Source organism: Candidatus Nitrosocosmicus sp. R, from assembly GCF_054408505.1.
The window spans coordinates 654,292-668,067 of the sequence record NZ_CP167090.1 but is presented as its reverse complement, the minus strand read 5'-3'; the positions used below and the strand labels follow the sequence as shown (position 1 = coordinate 668,067).

The window sequence follows — 13,776 nt, the reverse complement described above, 5'->3', positions numbered from 1 at the left end:
ACAACCATCAAGTTAGAATATCTAACTGTAGTAACTATTTACTCAATAGCCTCAACCCGTGCTATCTAGCTTTTTATTAACGGGCATTCGTTACTCATATAGGGTAACAGTTACTGTACTACGAATTGTAGAATAGTCAATACATATGATCATTATTAATATAAAAGAATAATGGGTACAATAGAATCATATGTAAACTAAACTAAACATCAAGTTGTAAAGAAAGGTTTAGGAAAGGAAGTATCAATCTTTGACCTAAAGAGAATTGCAATGACAATTATTGATCTGGTGTGTTTTGTAGTATGAGGTTAAGAAATCGGACCATTCTCTTGAATGACTTTACTGTTTGTATGGTTATCAATTATCAATCACACAAAGTCATTAATTTATTTACTCTTATTTACTTTCAAATCTTTTGAACATGATGTTATACAACTATAATAGACTGATTTAATTTCAAAGGCGTTATGGAAGCTTTGAATCTATCATTAGGAATATGCAGCAGCATAGACATTACATTATGTTAAATAAAACTAAAGAATCACCTGAATTATTCCATAATAGTTGACCATTCATCTAGGCTTGCTACTGAGACAATTTTTGAGGATAACTCTTTTTAATGTTCTTGCTTTATACGTTTAAGAAGATCTTCAACATCGGTTTGAAGCTTCTTCAAGTGCTCTCCTTCTGCCATTTTAGTTTATTATTTTGAAAGACTCATGTACCGCATGAACAAAAAATTAATGGCAATTGTGCAACATTATTCTACCTTTACTTCCTTACCTTTTGGTTTCACATTTTCTTTTTTATTGAAAACGACTTCTAAAATACCATTAGTATAGTTAGATCTAGCTGAATCGATATCTGCTTCTGTTGGTATTTCTATACTTTTGTGATATTTTCTTGGAGAACCAGTAGTCATAATTTCCACCAAGCCTTCAGTTGCATTTATTTTAATATCTTCTTTTTTTATTCCGGGCATTTCTACTATAACTTTAATTTCCTTTTCAGTAGTATTTAGATCCGCTAGAGGTTCTCTTTCAGCTGTTAATGCTGGTCCTGAGCCCATACCAGCGAGATTTAGTTCTTGCTTGTTTGATCCTCCAGCCAAATTCTTAACGTTTCCAAATTGGCTTATATGTGGTTTGCCATCAGGTCCAATTGTCATCGAATATCCATAAACTATTGGTCCGACTTCTCTCACTTTGGTACCATCCGGCGCTTGATATTCTCTTACCAATTCCTTGGGCGCATTGGATTGTATATTATTAAATTGTTTAAATATTCTCTCCATCTCCTCTTGCATCTCTTCAAATCCGGCAAAGTAATCATCGAAGAATCCCCCTCCTCTATTCTTGTTTGGATGCCTTCCAAAGAAATTCTTATACCAGTCAAATGGGTTAAAATCTCTACTACTCATATACTCCCCTTATAATTAACATAGTTTATTATATTTGATCATTTCTTTCTGATTTGGTAATATTTTAGCTGAATATCGTATTTATTGGCTCTGTTCACTTAAAGAAATTTTATAGCTTTAAGATACTTTATCTTCTTTTTGATTACCAGAAACAAAACACCTTCAAAGTATACTATGGGCTGTATTTGTATTTTTCAGGTCTATCGCTTAGAAGAGCAGCTGAAAGATTATCTTATACTTTCAAACGAAATCATGTTTCTATTTGGAACTGGATTCAAAAGTATCATCCCAAAAAGATATCATCAAAGAGAAAAAGGATCGCAGAATACATTATAGATGAAACACTGATCAAGGTTGGTTCTCAATATATCTGGCTTTGGGTAGCCATAGAACCAAGAAACAGACAAATTCTAGCACTAAACATATCTAAGGAAAGAAACATGCTCATAGCAGAGAGATTCATTTCCGGTTTAGTAAGGAATCACGGAAAGCATCCAGTATCTACAGACAGAGGTACGTGGTATCCTCAAGCATGTAGGTTCTTGAACCTTGATCACCACATTCATTCTTCTTTTGAGAAAAGTATCATAGAAAAGACGATGTAATACATCAAGGATAGGACTGAAGGTTTCGATGACTACTTTCCATGCAAAATGAAAAATTGTAATCTAAATCACATAATCAATTGGTTGAATCTATTTGTAGATTATCACAACAAGGAGAGAAACCGTTAAGTGAACAGAGCCTATTTATTGCTACTGTCTTTAATCATACTTTTTGATCAGGTATCTTGGTTCCTTGGAGAAGCATAGTTCTTATAGTTTTATGGACAGGTTGATCACTAGTGCAATCCAATTTGACAAATTAGAAATTCCTAAACATTTTTCTATCATATGATAATGTTTTTTTGTTCCCATGGAAAAACGATCCATTTGTAATGATTTAATATTTTTCCGATAAATGCTGTTTCATTGCCAGGTTTATTGCCATTCGGGTCGTTGAATCTCCTCATAAGAAACGCATAATCACAATCAAAATCTTGCATTGCACATTTGACTTTAGAAAATGTTTCACCAGTATCATATATTTCATCCACTACAAGATACTTTTTATTGGTCATTAATTGAGGCATTTCTTCAATATGCAGTTTTTTATTTCTAATAGGTATTAACTCTATATGATTTATATCAAGTTCTAGGGCCATTAATCTGGCAGGAATGATTCCACCATTTGTTATTCCTAATATTATATCATACTTTTTGTTTAAATTCTGTATTTTAGCTGCAACAATATGTGTTAGTAATTCTATCTCCTCCCAACTAAAATACTCTTTAGGGGAGCTTTTTTCATTTATCTCTTCTTTTTTTGTACTTCAAATTACTATTATACTCCTAACAAAGCCAACAACAATAATATTAACAATCAGATGATCGTATCTATAACTCTATTACAAGTGCCCTAGATATGTAGGATTTACAGATGACTATATTCAAATCGGTATGTCGGGTAAAGTGCTTTTTATGTGTATACACTAGTATTAATCCAACGGACTCAAAATTCCGATACTATCTTTGACTAAATCGATTATAATACAGATTCGTTAGTCTAGGGTTTACGTATCTTAGTTGAACAGCCTAGCTGAGGGATTTAATTCAGAATTAGTATATGTAATTTTAATTAGTTTATGTAAATATGATAATTGGTAAAATCATCCGAGATGATTGCAGATATTTGGAAAAAAAGTAAACAAGTAGAATTTGACAAGAAACAGGTAAATGATTAAGTATCAAAAGTGACATTCAAATATTATATACCATGTTAAATCTTTTTCCATAAACTTGATCCTTGATTTTCCATCACACCTTTACTGGACCTTTGGGTTATTCGGATTATAGGTTTAGAAATTTTTTCTGTTTAATTTTTCCTCTAAAGATTAATAGAAATATCTAAAATATCCAATATAAGTTGAATTGTAATGATATAGTTTACAAGTATGAATACAAGTAAAACATTACTAGTATCAACATCAGTTGTTCTTGCACTAGCTTTGATCTTAGCCCCATTGGCAATTTCAGAAGACGCATTAGCAAAAAAGAGTAACAAAGCGAAACAAATAATTAGTCAATCTCAAAAATCAAAACAGAATAGTCAAGTAGTTTCTGGTGGAGACTCCATACTTTCAGGCAACAACTTAAACTTCCAATTCCAAGCTAACACCGGAAGTAATGCATTAGGACAATCAAACAACTAACCTTTTTTTTATTGTTCACTTATTTCTTTATCACTAATTAGATTTCAAATTTCAACATATAATGGTTGTATTTGGCTCACAGAGATTATTACTTTTACCAAGATCTGAACTAAAAGTGAAAGTGAGTATCAGCCAGTTTAAGGATTTTGATAATACAACGATTGGCAACAATGACTTCAAATTAAGAGATCTGAGAAGATACCTACAGTATAATTGAACAATCGAATATCGATAATTATTCAGCAAAATGTTTGTTCTATCCAAGAATGAGGGTTTTATTACAAAACTTCTAACATTTTTCAGAATCTCTGAGGCAATTAAGAGTTCTGTAAGAGCAGTAACTGATAGTGTGTTGTAACAGCATAATCAGTAGATATAGGTAATCCAAGGATAGTCGTTTTAGAACATCAAAATAGAGTAGAATAGAACAAGATGATGTCTAAACGAATTTTGTTTTCAATCTATTTTTTGTTCTTGGTTTATATCTTCCCAAAAATAGAGAATTAGTAACAACGGTGACAGAGCTCATGGCCATTGCAACCCCAGCAAGAATTGGAAGCCACCCAAATACAGATAGTCCCAAAATAGGAACCAATGCACCAGCTGCAATAGGTATCAATCCAGTATTATAAGCAAAAGCCCAGAAAAGGTTTTGTTTTATTTTTGAAACAGTTTTCTTTCCTAATTCTAAAGCGGTTACAACGTCTCTAATATTGTTGTTTATTAAAATTACGCCACCAGTTTCTTTGGCAACATCTGTTCCAGATCCTATTGCAATTCCCAAATCTGCTCTGGCTAATGCTGGAGCATCATTAATTCCGTCACCTACCATTGCTACAACTCTGTTTTCTTTTCTCTGAATATTGCCTATAATCTCTTCTTTTTGACTTGGTAAAACTTGGGCTATTACTCTTTCAATCCCAATTCGGGAAGCGACAGCCTTTGCTGTTCTTTCATTATCTCCAGTAAGCATTACCGATTTAATTCCCAGGTTTTTTAAGTCAAATATCGCTTCTTTGGCGTCTTTCTTTATGGTATCAGATATTGCGATTAATCCCGATAAATGATTGTCTATTGAGACTAATACTGCAGTTTTACCATCTTTTTCTAATTCCAAAAGTTTTGTTTCGATGTTTTCAGAAATTGAAATATTATTGTCTAACATTATTTTTCTATTTCCTATCGTTATATCATAGTTAGAGTATCTGGCTCTAGGCCATAACCTACTACCGCTTCAAATGAATCAGGCGAAACTGTAGAAATTCCTTTTTCGTTTGCTTTTGCGATTATAGCCTTAGCCAAGGGATGCTCTGAACCTGATTCTCCTATAGCTGCTAGTCTTAAAAGATCGTTATCATCTATTTCATCAAGTGTAATGATGTCAGTAACAGACGGTTTTCCTTCTGTTAATGTTCCCGTCTTATCAAATACTACCAAATTGACTTTACTTGCCATTTCTATATACTCGCCGCCTTTATATAAGATACCATTTTCAGCGCCTTTTGCCGCACCCATCATTAATGCGGCTGGTGTAGCCAATCCTAAAGCACAAGGACATGCTATTATCATGACAGAGACAAATGCCAATATGGAATAAGTTAATCCTGCATTACCTATAAAATACCAACCGAGGAACACTCCAATTGCTATTATTACAATGGCTGGAACAAAATACTTTGCTACCTGGTCTACCATTCTTTCTACTTTGGCTTTGCCTGTTTTGGCCTCTTCTACAAGGGTTATTATTTGTGATAATACTGTATCCTGACCAATCTTAGTTGCTTTTACTTTTAAGAGGCCGTTCTTGTTAATAGTTGCTCCAATTACTTCGTCGCCTTTTACCTTGTCAACAGGTACGCTTTCGCCTGTTATCGCAGACTCGTCTATCGAAGACGAACCATCCATTATCATTCAATCAGTAGGAACTCTTTCACCGGGGCGTATGATCATTAAGTCGCCTTGTATGATTTCTTCCACTGGAATTTCAAGTTCTCTAAACTCTTTTGAAACTAGCTCGAGTCTAGAACCATCCAAAGCATTATTACTTTTATTATTAGTATCTTTGTTTGCATAATTTTTTTCTCTTATTTCAGGTCTTAATACATGTGCATTCGTGGGTTTTAGATCTAATAACTTTCTCACTGCACTTGATGCTTTTTCTTTTGTCTTAGTTTCAAGAAGTCTTCCTATCAAGATAAGAGTAATTATGATTGCAGCTGTTTCGAAATATACCGCTGTAAATGGAAAGTATCCAGGAATGATGGTAACTATGGCGCTGTATACATATGCAGCTGTTGTTCCAATAGCAATCAATGTATCCATATTTGATGCTTTTGCTTTGATACCATCCCAGAATCCTTGGTAAAAACGCCATCCAATCCAAAATTGTATTGGAGTAGCCAAAGCTAAAAGTACATAATTGATATATCCCATCATTTCGATTGGATAAAGATGTCCCAGTTGTAGAATCATATGTGGCAAGCTAAGCAACACGATTGGTATTGTCAGTGCTATGCTAATTATAACATGTATTTTTAGTTTTTTTAGGGCCTTCTCGGGTTCAAGGAATTCATTTAAACATTGAGAAGAACAAAAATAATAGGTTATTCCTTCTTTAGTATAATGAATGGAGTTTTTATTTTCTTCAACGAACATTCCGCATATTGGATCCTTTGCCATACAATAAATAATAATAAATAGATATATAACAACAAGGCTTTACAAATGTAAAATTAGTTTATGTCGGTAAAATCTTCTTGAATCGCTGATTCTCTGACACTAGAATACTTACCTTTTTAGCAGCTCAATTAATTAAATAAACACAAAAATAGAATTATTGACATCCTCTGAAAAAGCCTACTTTAGAGTTGTCGGAATGTATTGTACTACATGCATACCCATCATTGAAAAACAATTAAAAGATAAAAAGGGAATCAAGAAAATAGACATAAACAATATAACAAATACAGTGATTGTCGAGTTTGATCCCTTAACAATAACTAAACACGACATTCAAGCAAGATTAGAAGAATCTGGATACAAATTCGTTAGAGCCGCACAATATTGACTAGATTTAATTTCTTATTTTGGCTGAACTTATCAGGCAAGAGTAGAGACATACTCCTACTCTTTACAAATGTAAAGAATAATATGAGAAGATGGGTAAATTGACATCGTTAAATGCCACTCAGCCTCGATGAAATCGATGTATCCATTCTAGAATCACTACTACAGAATGGCAGAAAGTCATTTAGACAAATATCAAGGGAAACAGGAATAACAACTCCTACAGTAAAGGCACGTTATGAAAGGTTGGTTAACGTAGGATTTATCAAGGGGATCCTACCGGTTTTTGACTTTGAGAAGATAGAATCAAAAGAAAAGAATTTCATTCAATTGCAGTACCTTGATGAAAATGCCAAAAGAAAAGAGAACACCGATAAAAATCCTCAGAATAAGATTCTAAAAAATGAAATAGATGAAATTCAGAAAAGAATTACAAGTGGCCTAGCAATAAACATTATTTGTGATTTTTGTGATGGACCTGTCTATGGTAAACCTAAAATATTGACATTTGCAGATATTGAGCGATTCTTCTGTTGTATATCATGCAAATCAGGATATACTGAAAAATATCAAGGCAGAATAGAATCAATTAAAAGAAAATATGAGGGTAAATCCGAAATTGCCGAGTGATTTTTTTATTTATTCGCGATTTGTCTCAATATCCATATTTTGATCGATATCGATCGAATTGTTGTTTTCATACAGAAGAACAGAGATATATCTTGTTTCCGCTAATTTCTGATATGTGCTCTGCAGTCTTTTCATCCACCTTCATATTACAAACGGGGTCTTTGGCCATTTACACTTATCTCATGGCATACCAAGATATTTAACTTCAGACCTTTACAAATGTAGATACACTGGAAAAAGATGGTCAGACAACTTGCATTCTATGAATAGTGATGAGATCATTGTCGCCTATCAACGTTTTGAATGTTAGTAACAAAGGTCTAATCTTTTTTGTTATCTATTGGTTCGATCATCATGGTTTAATTTATCACTAATCCTTCCAAAAGCACTGCCTATTTTCATCTGCTACCAAATCCATCCACACCCAACCAAACTATAGCGTTTAGAACCTTTTCATTCATCAATAATTCGATGATAGTTTTTCAAGTCTTTCCATTTATTTTAGCATTTTTGTATGAGTGTATAAGTTAGTCACTTCATTCAAGGTCATATATAGAAGAGCACTATTGTGACAACTAAAACCAATATTATTCTTCTATGATCCAGGGTCAAAAAGGAAAATCCAACGTTGCCTATAATATTAATCATCATATTTAGAATTTGGTTACTTTCTATCATGACTATAAATTCCAAAAGCAGAGATGATATGGTGGTGGAGAAGCACAAAATCTAATATCTACTATGAAAGAGGATCTCGGGTTTAATATCCCGCTGACTCATAAAATAGAAAACATTCCCAAAATAAAACTACAGGTAGCATTTACAATCAAGAGATTGAATCGATGATTCCAAGAACTAGAGGAATAGATGCAATCTTGCATGTCGTGTTAGATTCTAAAATTGCCCCAGTTCCAAGCAAGACGAACTCTAATACCTTGATTGTTTATTATAGATCTTTTGATATTCTTTCTCTATTTTTTCCATCGATAAGTAATGTATTTTTAAAACAATATTGAAGTGAAATTATTTCAGTATTTCAAAATTCTCTATTGAATGATCATGACCATAAACATGTGCATAGCAGCAATAACTTGAACATATGGTGCACCGCGATAAGGGATAGGAATGACAATTAGGTATATAGCACGAAGGTAATTGTTGTCTATTTTTGTCTTTATTGTTTGATAAAGTTAAGTCAGTCCTTCTAGGTATATATTTTTGAATATAACTACCCACCATGACCATATTCAATCATGTCATTATCACCATAAATCTATAAAAAGATTTTTCCTATAGATTATTGTCAAAAAAAGTCACTAAGTGAACTATATACCCGCATAAACGAATTTTAGTTTCACTATATCGTTTTCATCGGGTATCGTATTAATGAGACTTGGAAGAGATTGGATGTGACACAGTATAATTTTACTCATAGTTTACTTTTGTCATATGAGGATAAATAAACCAACTTTGCGATATATTTTTAATATATTAGGGTCAAGCCTAGCCTTTTCTTAATACGAAAAGATTACAACATGGTCATAACAATAATTGACTAGTGAACAAGCAGAAAGGAGAAGGAGTAAAAATCATTTGCAAAGATAGGAGAATCATTAGTATATCCCCATTTAGTCATTTTTTAGAACAAATTTCTCTTAAAACAGTTCCATAATTTAGCTGTGATCTTATTCTCATATAGGGAATTAATTTGTAATGAATTGAATAATATTTCTTGTCTTGAGTGAGAATTCCTTTGAGCAATAGTGATACCAGTCCCCCGGACACCTTTGAAGTAGGAATATTTTTTTCTATCGAAACTTTGTCTCTGATTATATGGTATTCACTTGAAGTGAAATAATTTCTGTTAATCTTTAGAATTAGTGGCCATACGATGTATTCCCACACTAACCTCCGATTTTCGGTGGAAGTTGCATATTTCCCTTTCCTATTGGATTGGACATTGTCTTTGCCCGACGTTTTGCTATCGTCATTTTTTTGATTTAGGAATATGAATAATATAGTAGATCTTCCTATTTAATAATATTTAACAAATTCTTAGACTTCCTCCATTTGGTAATTCTCATCGAGCTACCAAGCGTGACCTGATCAATTAACCTAAGATTTTCTCAATCTCTTAATTTTTATCTTATATGGTAGGTTTATTTACATGAAATACTTCATTTCCAATGAAAAAGAAATCCCATGTCAAAGAATATAAAAAATGTGCCTACTCAGGACTATGAAGATGCTGTTGTTACTGTAGCTTTATATGTAGAAGGATTACGCATGGGCAACGTCACTGTCCTTTCCCAGGCCTTTCATAAGGATGCTATAATGTACGGATATCTCGATGGCAAGTTACTCCATGGGCCAATCAAGAACCTCTACGATTTTGTTGAGAAGAATGGCCCTGCGCCCAACATCAAGACACGAATAGATGTATTAGCTATTACGCCTACAACGGCAGTACTGCACGTCGATATGGAGAATGACGCGCTTGGGGCAAATTATACGGACTTTCACACCCTCATAAAACTTGATGGGACCTGGTACATCATCGCTAAGGTTTATCACATGTACGAGGAGTAAACATTTCTGTGAATATTATGCATTAACTATGAATTTGTCCGATTGTTTTTGAAACTCCATAAGAAAGTAGAATTGTCTGATATCTTGTTTCCAAGCCCTGAAGATTATTTGAAAAAAAATAATCTTACAGAGGTTTTGTTTAGTAATTAATCGATACTTTGAAACCAATTTTGTTTTAACATTGGGAAAATCATGTGGTAATAAATGCCAATTAAATTGATAGTGTATAAGATAAAACAATACTATTCGTACATTTGAGGATCCTCTTTACCAGGGTTCATATTCTCTTGATAAACAATTACTGCGGTATATTCATCAATACCGTTTTTGCTAAGGGCGGTAAATTTAATATCAATTAACTGTTTAACCTCTTCTTTCTTCAAAAATTCATTAATATCTTTTTCAATATCGGATAATTGTTGGTTATTATAAAATTTTACTCTTGTCGTATTCTATTCGCCTTAAAATAAATATATGATCGTTTACTGATATATAATCTTCGATTCAATACTATTAACTCATCGGCCAAATATCAACAACCCCTGTCATATTGAAATGTCAAAATTATATGATACGACAGCAATCATTTAAGATAAACATCAGGTGATGATAACATTTAATCTGATGAATCAGTATCTTATTGACAACCAACAAATTCAAAATAGATATGATTTGTTTTGAGGATAGTCGTTTGGGAAAAAGGATGATAAAAAATATGCTTCAATTTTTTTTATTAATATGAACGCAGACATGATTTTATAGATCGATTCATGATTTAAGAGTACTTTAGTTGATATCATACATCTAGGCCGTTACTATATGCATATGGTTAAAATATTGAGTACCTCATAGCATGTATAGTCTGAGGAAATCTGGATGATATTTAGATTGGTTACACAAATAATAGATAATAATAAATCCAAAAGATATGATTCTAGTTAAGTGCGGTACGAATTTCAGATCGTGACCCTCAATTCCACAACATGTATTAGATATGATGTATACAACTATTAGGACTAGTACTTTTTTGTTGTCTTAATTTCATCTAATTCGTTATTTCCGGAAATTACTATCTACTGTATGTTGACTCATAATATTGCAATCGGGTTTAGTTAGTGTAAGTTTTCGAGATTCATGCTAATAACTATTTTAGATAAGAAGGGTGGAAAATCAATAAAAAACCTCTTCCCCACACCTGCATCATTATTAGTATTCTGATATTAACATTGAATGAGTGTTACCAGTATCCTAATTTCAAAGAGGTACAAGGTTCCAAGACGTTTAAGAAGAATAGATCACCTTAAGATGATTATCGATACTCATCACCACAGTCTCCCACCATGTCAAATAAGTTATTTGACTTTGTGCATACAACATCTATTGTATCATAGTCTGACTTGCCTAAACTGAAGTTGAATGCCTGGGCATTACTATTTCTATGATCGGATATTCCAAGTCTAACACCAATTATGGCGCCTGCGACTGCAGGTTTCTGCAGGATATATCGAGTTGCTACATTAGCAATACTCACATTGTGCTTTTGTGCTACCTCGTTCAATGTGAATAAAAGTTCCTGAAATAAACACCATCCCCCCCAAATATCTATCATCTTCTTATATTTTCTCAGGCTTAATGTATCTAGATCTGTAGTAGACGGTTCTTGCATTTGTCCTAGATATCGTTCTGACAATAGCCCTCCACACAGGCTTCCATAGGCAAGAAGTTTGATATTATGCTCCATGCAAAAAGGTACCATTTTTACCTCTGGTCTTCGATCTATGATAGAATATTGAATTTGGTTTGATACAATCTGCAAACCAGAATCTATCATGAGTTGTATACGGTCGGTATCAAAATTTGTAAGTCCTACATTTTTGATTATGCCTTCATCTCTGAGGTCTGACAAATATCTGAGAGCATCCATGTAATACGGATTATTATAATCCCACCAGTGGAACTGAAGTAAGTCAAGAGAGTCTACACCCATTCTGGAAAGTGATTTTTGAATATTTTCTTTGACGATAGAATATTCGATTCTTCCTGGATGCGGTACCCATTTTGTTAATGCTTGGATTCTATCGAGTTCTTCTTCTCCTTTTATACTAGATAATCTAGTTCGGAACTGTCCAATAAAATCCTCCGCTGGGCCATAAATATCGGCAAGATCCCAACTTGTGAATCCAGCTTCGTGATATTTCATCATCTCCTCGATTGCCATTTCATGATCGATATATCCATGACCTCCTGCGACTTGCCACATGCCATTGATTATCCTATGTATTGTCAAATCAGGAGCTAGTGGATAGTGCTGGTCTTTTTCACTTGTATCGTTATTCATTTTCTATATTTACTTTACATTTGATATTACAAATATAAAGTACAAAAATCCGATATATGGTGATTCTACATACATTCCTAGAAAATAGTAAAAAGATATCAGTAAACTTTTGACCACGTCATCATCCTGTTTGATCTAACCTCATGTTTTCCAGAAGTTTTAGTAAGGAATCTATTGCGTCAACGATAGAAAGTAGTTTGCGACGTACCTTTCGTTGCCATAGTCCTTACTATAACATTCTTTATGACATGAATGTAGCCTTATTACTATTCTCTAGGTTATTCATATTTATTCAAAAAAGTAAATAAACATATCACTAAATTATGACAATACGAATAAAATAATTATTTGTTATAAGATTTATAAAAATAACATAAATTTATCTAATAATAACATGAAGTCAGACGGATACATATTTTATTCCAGTGTTGATCCGCTCCAAAAATTTCTAATCCGTTTTGATTTCTAATCAGATTATTCACATTGGAAGGTCAGACTGACTGACTAGAGTAGTCAAATAAATACGATTGAAAGAATGCATGACCTATATCAATACGTCTAACTGGTCAAAACATGAACCTAGTTCATGAGTAAAGTGAATCTTCTCATTACTTTTGTAAATCCTTGATACCAGCATAACCCACTATCTAACTTGTGATCATTCTTGTTTAAATAATTAGAATGAACTAAAATAATTATTTGTAAGAATTTATCCTACAAATGAAAGATAGACAGTATATAGTATACTCGGTAGAAATCCTAAGGACAGTCCCGCGGGTTTGGTGAGAGCTTTATGTTTTGGATATTAACTGATATAAAGGATAAGCCAAAATTATCCTTTGGTATCTATTTTATGAAATGGAACAGTCTAGCGTTATTAATTCTTTTATTTCTTAGTACATAAAATGATAGAAGACGATCATGAATAACCCTTCAGATAAGACACCTGCAAAGGATTCAGCCAAATTGCCAGCAGATGTCAATGATGCCACATCTCAGATTTTGTATTTGCGAAACATACTGTTAGTTGCTCTTGCATCTATGTCGGGGTTCATGGATGCTATAAGCTTTATAGGACTCGATGTTTTTGCATCTGTTTTAACAGGTAATACTGTTCTTCTTGGACTTGCGATTAGTACTGGAAATATTCTTAATGTCATAGTGCCTCTTGTTGCAATAACTGGTTTCATAGGTGGAATAGTCCTGGGTAACAGACTTGTGGAACCTAATCTAGGACTTCAAAGGTAAATTTGGCCGGCAACAGTTACTAGGGCTTTATTGGTAGAGGTGATATTCCTAGCCCTATTCACACTTGGAGGGTTTATTGTGGGTAAAAGTATTGGTGGGTTTGCCTTATACCTTTTCATCATGTTAGCGACAATATCTATGGGCATACAGAGTTCAGCAGTTCGTGCGTTAGGGGTACCCCACATTTCGACCACATATATTACAGGCACTTGAACTAACCTCATAATTAGTTTA

The 13,776-nt window shown here is 33.3% G+C and carries 14 protein-coding genes and 1 pseudogene; 6 read left to right on the top strand and 9 right to left on the bottom strand.

Going from position 1 to position 13,776, the window contains the following annotated elements; genetic code table 11:
* Positions 1 to 760 precede the first annotated feature (760 nt).
* Positions 761 to 1,420, bottom strand: a complete 660-nt coding sequence (gene hsp20 / locus AAGU22_RS03525) for an archaeal heat shock protein Hsp20 (protein WP_458720854.1) — start codon at positions 1,418 to 1,420, stop codon at positions 761 to 763.
* 185 nt (positions 1,421 to 1,605) lie between these two features.
* Here hsp20 and AAGU22_RS03520 point away from each other — a divergent pair, with 185 nt between their 5' ends.
* Complete coding sequence (locus AAGU22_RS03520) at positions 1,606 to 2,025, top strand: DDE-type integrase/transposase/recombinase (RefSeq protein ID WP_458720853.1); 420 nt, start codon at positions 1,606 to 1,608, stop codon at positions 2,023 to 2,025.
* Positions 2,026 to 2,309: 284 nt separating this feature from the next.
* Here the strand turns inward: AAGU22_RS03520 and AAGU22_RS03515 are convergent, their stop codons facing one another.
* Positions 2,310 to 2,711: a phosphoribosyltransferase gene (locus AAGU22_RS03515; protein WP_458721732.1), complete on the bottom strand. Its 402-nt coding sequence runs from the start codon at positions 2,709 to 2,711 to the stop codon at positions 2,310 to 2,312.
* A gap of 702 nt (positions 2,712 to 3,413) precedes the next feature.
* Between AAGU22_RS03515 and AAGU22_RS03510 the strand changes: the two genes are divergently transcribed.
* Positions 3,414 to 3,671 carry a hypothetical protein gene (locus tag AAGU22_RS03510; RefSeq protein WP_458720852.1) on the top strand — a complete coding sequence of 86 codons (258 nt, stop codon included), beginning with the start codon at positions 3,414 to 3,416 and terminating at the stop codon, positions 3,669 to 3,671.
* Positions 3,672 to 4,110: 439 nt separating this feature from the next.
* On the opposite strand, the gene AAGU22_RS03505 is transcribed toward AAGU22_RS03510, so the two are convergent.
* Genes AAGU22_RS03505 through AAGU22_RS03495 form a run of 3 tightly spaced genes read right to left on the bottom strand, consistent with a single transcriptional unit; the run spans position 4,111 to position 6,350 of the window.
* Positions 4,111 to 4,836: an HAD-IC family P-type ATPase gene (locus tag AAGU22_RS03505; protein WP_458720851.1), complete on the bottom strand. Its 726-nt coding sequence runs from the start codon at positions 4,834 to 4,836 to the stop codon at positions 4,111 to 4,113.
* Positions 4,837 to 4,856: 20 nt separating this feature from the next.
* On the bottom strand, positions 4,857 to 5,576 hold the full coding sequence (locus tag AAGU22_RS03500) for an HAD-IC family P-type ATPase (protein WP_458720850.1): 720 nt from the start codon (positions 5,574 to 5,576) through the stop codon (positions 4,857 to 4,859).
* A 6-nt stretch (positions 5,577 to 5,582) separates the two neighbouring features.
* On the bottom strand, positions 5,583 to 6,350 hold the full coding sequence (locus AAGU22_RS03495) for a YHS domain-containing protein (protein WP_458720849.1): 768 nt from the start codon (positions 6,348 to 6,350) through the stop codon (positions 5,583 to 5,585).
* A 157-nt stretch (positions 6,351 to 6,507) separates the two neighbouring features.
* Here AAGU22_RS03495 and AAGU22_RS03490 point away from each other — a divergent pair, with 157 nt between their 5' ends.
* Entirely contained in the window at positions 6,508 to 6,738 is a 231-nt protein-coding gene (locus AAGU22_RS03490) for a cation transporter (RefSeq protein WP_458720848.1), read from the top strand.
* 113 nt (positions 6,739 to 6,851) lie between these two features.
* On the top strand, positions 6,852 to 7,367 hold the full coding sequence (locus AAGU22_RS03485) for an AsnC family transcriptional regulator (RefSeq protein ID WP_458720847.1): 516 nt from the start codon (positions 6,852 to 6,854) through the stop codon (positions 7,365 to 7,367).
* A 1,632-nt stretch (positions 7,368 to 8,999) separates the two neighbouring features.
* Here the strand turns inward: AAGU22_RS03485 and AAGU22_RS03480 are convergent.
* Positions 9,000 to 9,272, bottom strand: a complete 273-nt coding sequence (locus AAGU22_RS03480; protein WP_458720846.1) for a hypothetical protein — start codon at positions 9,270 to 9,272, stop codon at positions 9,000 to 9,002.
* A gap of 297 nt (positions 9,273 to 9,569) precedes the next feature.
* Between AAGU22_RS03480 and AAGU22_RS03475 the strand changes: the two genes are divergently transcribed.
* Complete coding sequence (locus AAGU22_RS03475; protein ID WP_458720845.1) at positions 9,570 to 9,956, top strand: nuclear transport factor 2 family protein; 387 nt, start codon at positions 9,570 to 9,572, stop codon at positions 9,954 to 9,956.
* 242 nt (positions 9,957 to 10,198) lie between these two features.
* On the opposite strand, the pseudogene AAGU22_RS03470 reads toward AAGU22_RS03475, so the two are convergent.
* Together AAGU22_RS03470 and AAGU22_RS03465 are read right to left on the bottom strand one after the other, a co-directional pair.
* Positions 10,199 to 10,387: pseudogene (locus AAGU22_RS03470) on the bottom strand (sporulation protein Cse60); the annotation flags it as partial.
* Positions 10,388 to 11,265: 878 nt separating this feature from the next.
* Positions 11,266 to 12,294, bottom strand: coding sequence for an aldo/keto reductase (locus AAGU22_RS03465; protein WP_458720844.1), 1,029 nt, complete (start codon positions 12,292 to 12,294; stop codon positions 11,266 to 11,268).
* 921 nt (positions 12,295 to 13,215) lie between these two features.
* Between AAGU22_RS03465 and AAGU22_RS03460 the strand changes: the two genes are divergently transcribed.
* A complete protein-coding gene (locus AAGU22_RS03460) occupies positions 13,216 to 13,542 on the top strand; it encodes a YoaK family protein (RefSeq protein WP_458720843.1) in 327 nt (108 codons plus the stop codon).
* Here AAGU22_RS03460 and AAGU22_RS03455 read toward each other — a convergent pair.
* The gene (locus AAGU22_RS03455; protein WP_458720842.1) at positions 13,533 to 13,766 is read right to left on the bottom strand and encodes a hypothetical protein; all 234 of its coding nucleotides are present in this window, start codon (positions 13,764 to 13,766) and stop codon (positions 13,533 to 13,535) included. The genes AAGU22_RS03460 and AAGU22_RS03455 overlap by 10 nt on opposite strands.
* Positions 13,767 to 13,776: the final 10 nt, after the last annotated feature.

Bases quoted from the DNA above. Each gene is read 5' to 3' on its own strand.
- hsp20 (WP_458720854.1), bottom strand. From the start codon at position 1,420: ATGAGTAGTAGAGATTTTAACCCATTTGACTGGTATAAGAATTTCTTT.
- AAGU22_RS03465 (WP_458720844.1), bottom strand. From the start codon at position 12,294: ATGAATAACGATACAAGTGAAAAAGACCAGCACTATCCACTAGCTCCT.
- AAGU22_RS03475 (WP_458720845.1), top strand. From the start codon at position 9,570: ATGTCAAAGAATATAAAAAATGTGCCTACTCAGGACTATGAAGATGCT.
- AAGU22_RS03460 (WP_458720843.1), top strand. From the start codon at position 13,216: ATGAATAACCCTTCAGATAAGACACCTGCAAAGGATTCAGCCAAATTG.
- AAGU22_RS03485 (WP_458720847.1), top strand. From the start codon at position 6,852: ATGCCACTCAGCCTCGATGAAATCGATGTATCCATTCTAGAATCACTA.
- AAGU22_RS03495 (WP_458720849.1), bottom strand. From the start codon at position 6,350: ATGGCAAAGGATCCAATATGCGGAATGTTCGTTGAAGAAAATAAAAAC.
- AAGU22_RS03455 (WP_458720842.1), bottom strand. From the start codon at position 13,766: ATGAGGTTAGTTCAAGTGCCTGTAATATATGTGGTCGAAATGTGGGGT.
- AAGU22_RS03505 (WP_458720851.1), bottom strand. From the start codon at position 4,836: ATGTTAGACAATAATATTTCAATTTCTGAAAACATCGAAACAAAACTT.
- AAGU22_RS03510 (WP_458720852.1), top strand. From the start codon at position 3,414: ATGAATACAAGTAAAACATTACTAGTATCAACATCAGTTGTTCTTGCA.
- AAGU22_RS03500 (WP_458720850.1), bottom strand. From the start codon at position 5,576: ATGGATGGTTCGTCTTCGATAGACGAGTCTGCGATAACAGGCGAAAGC.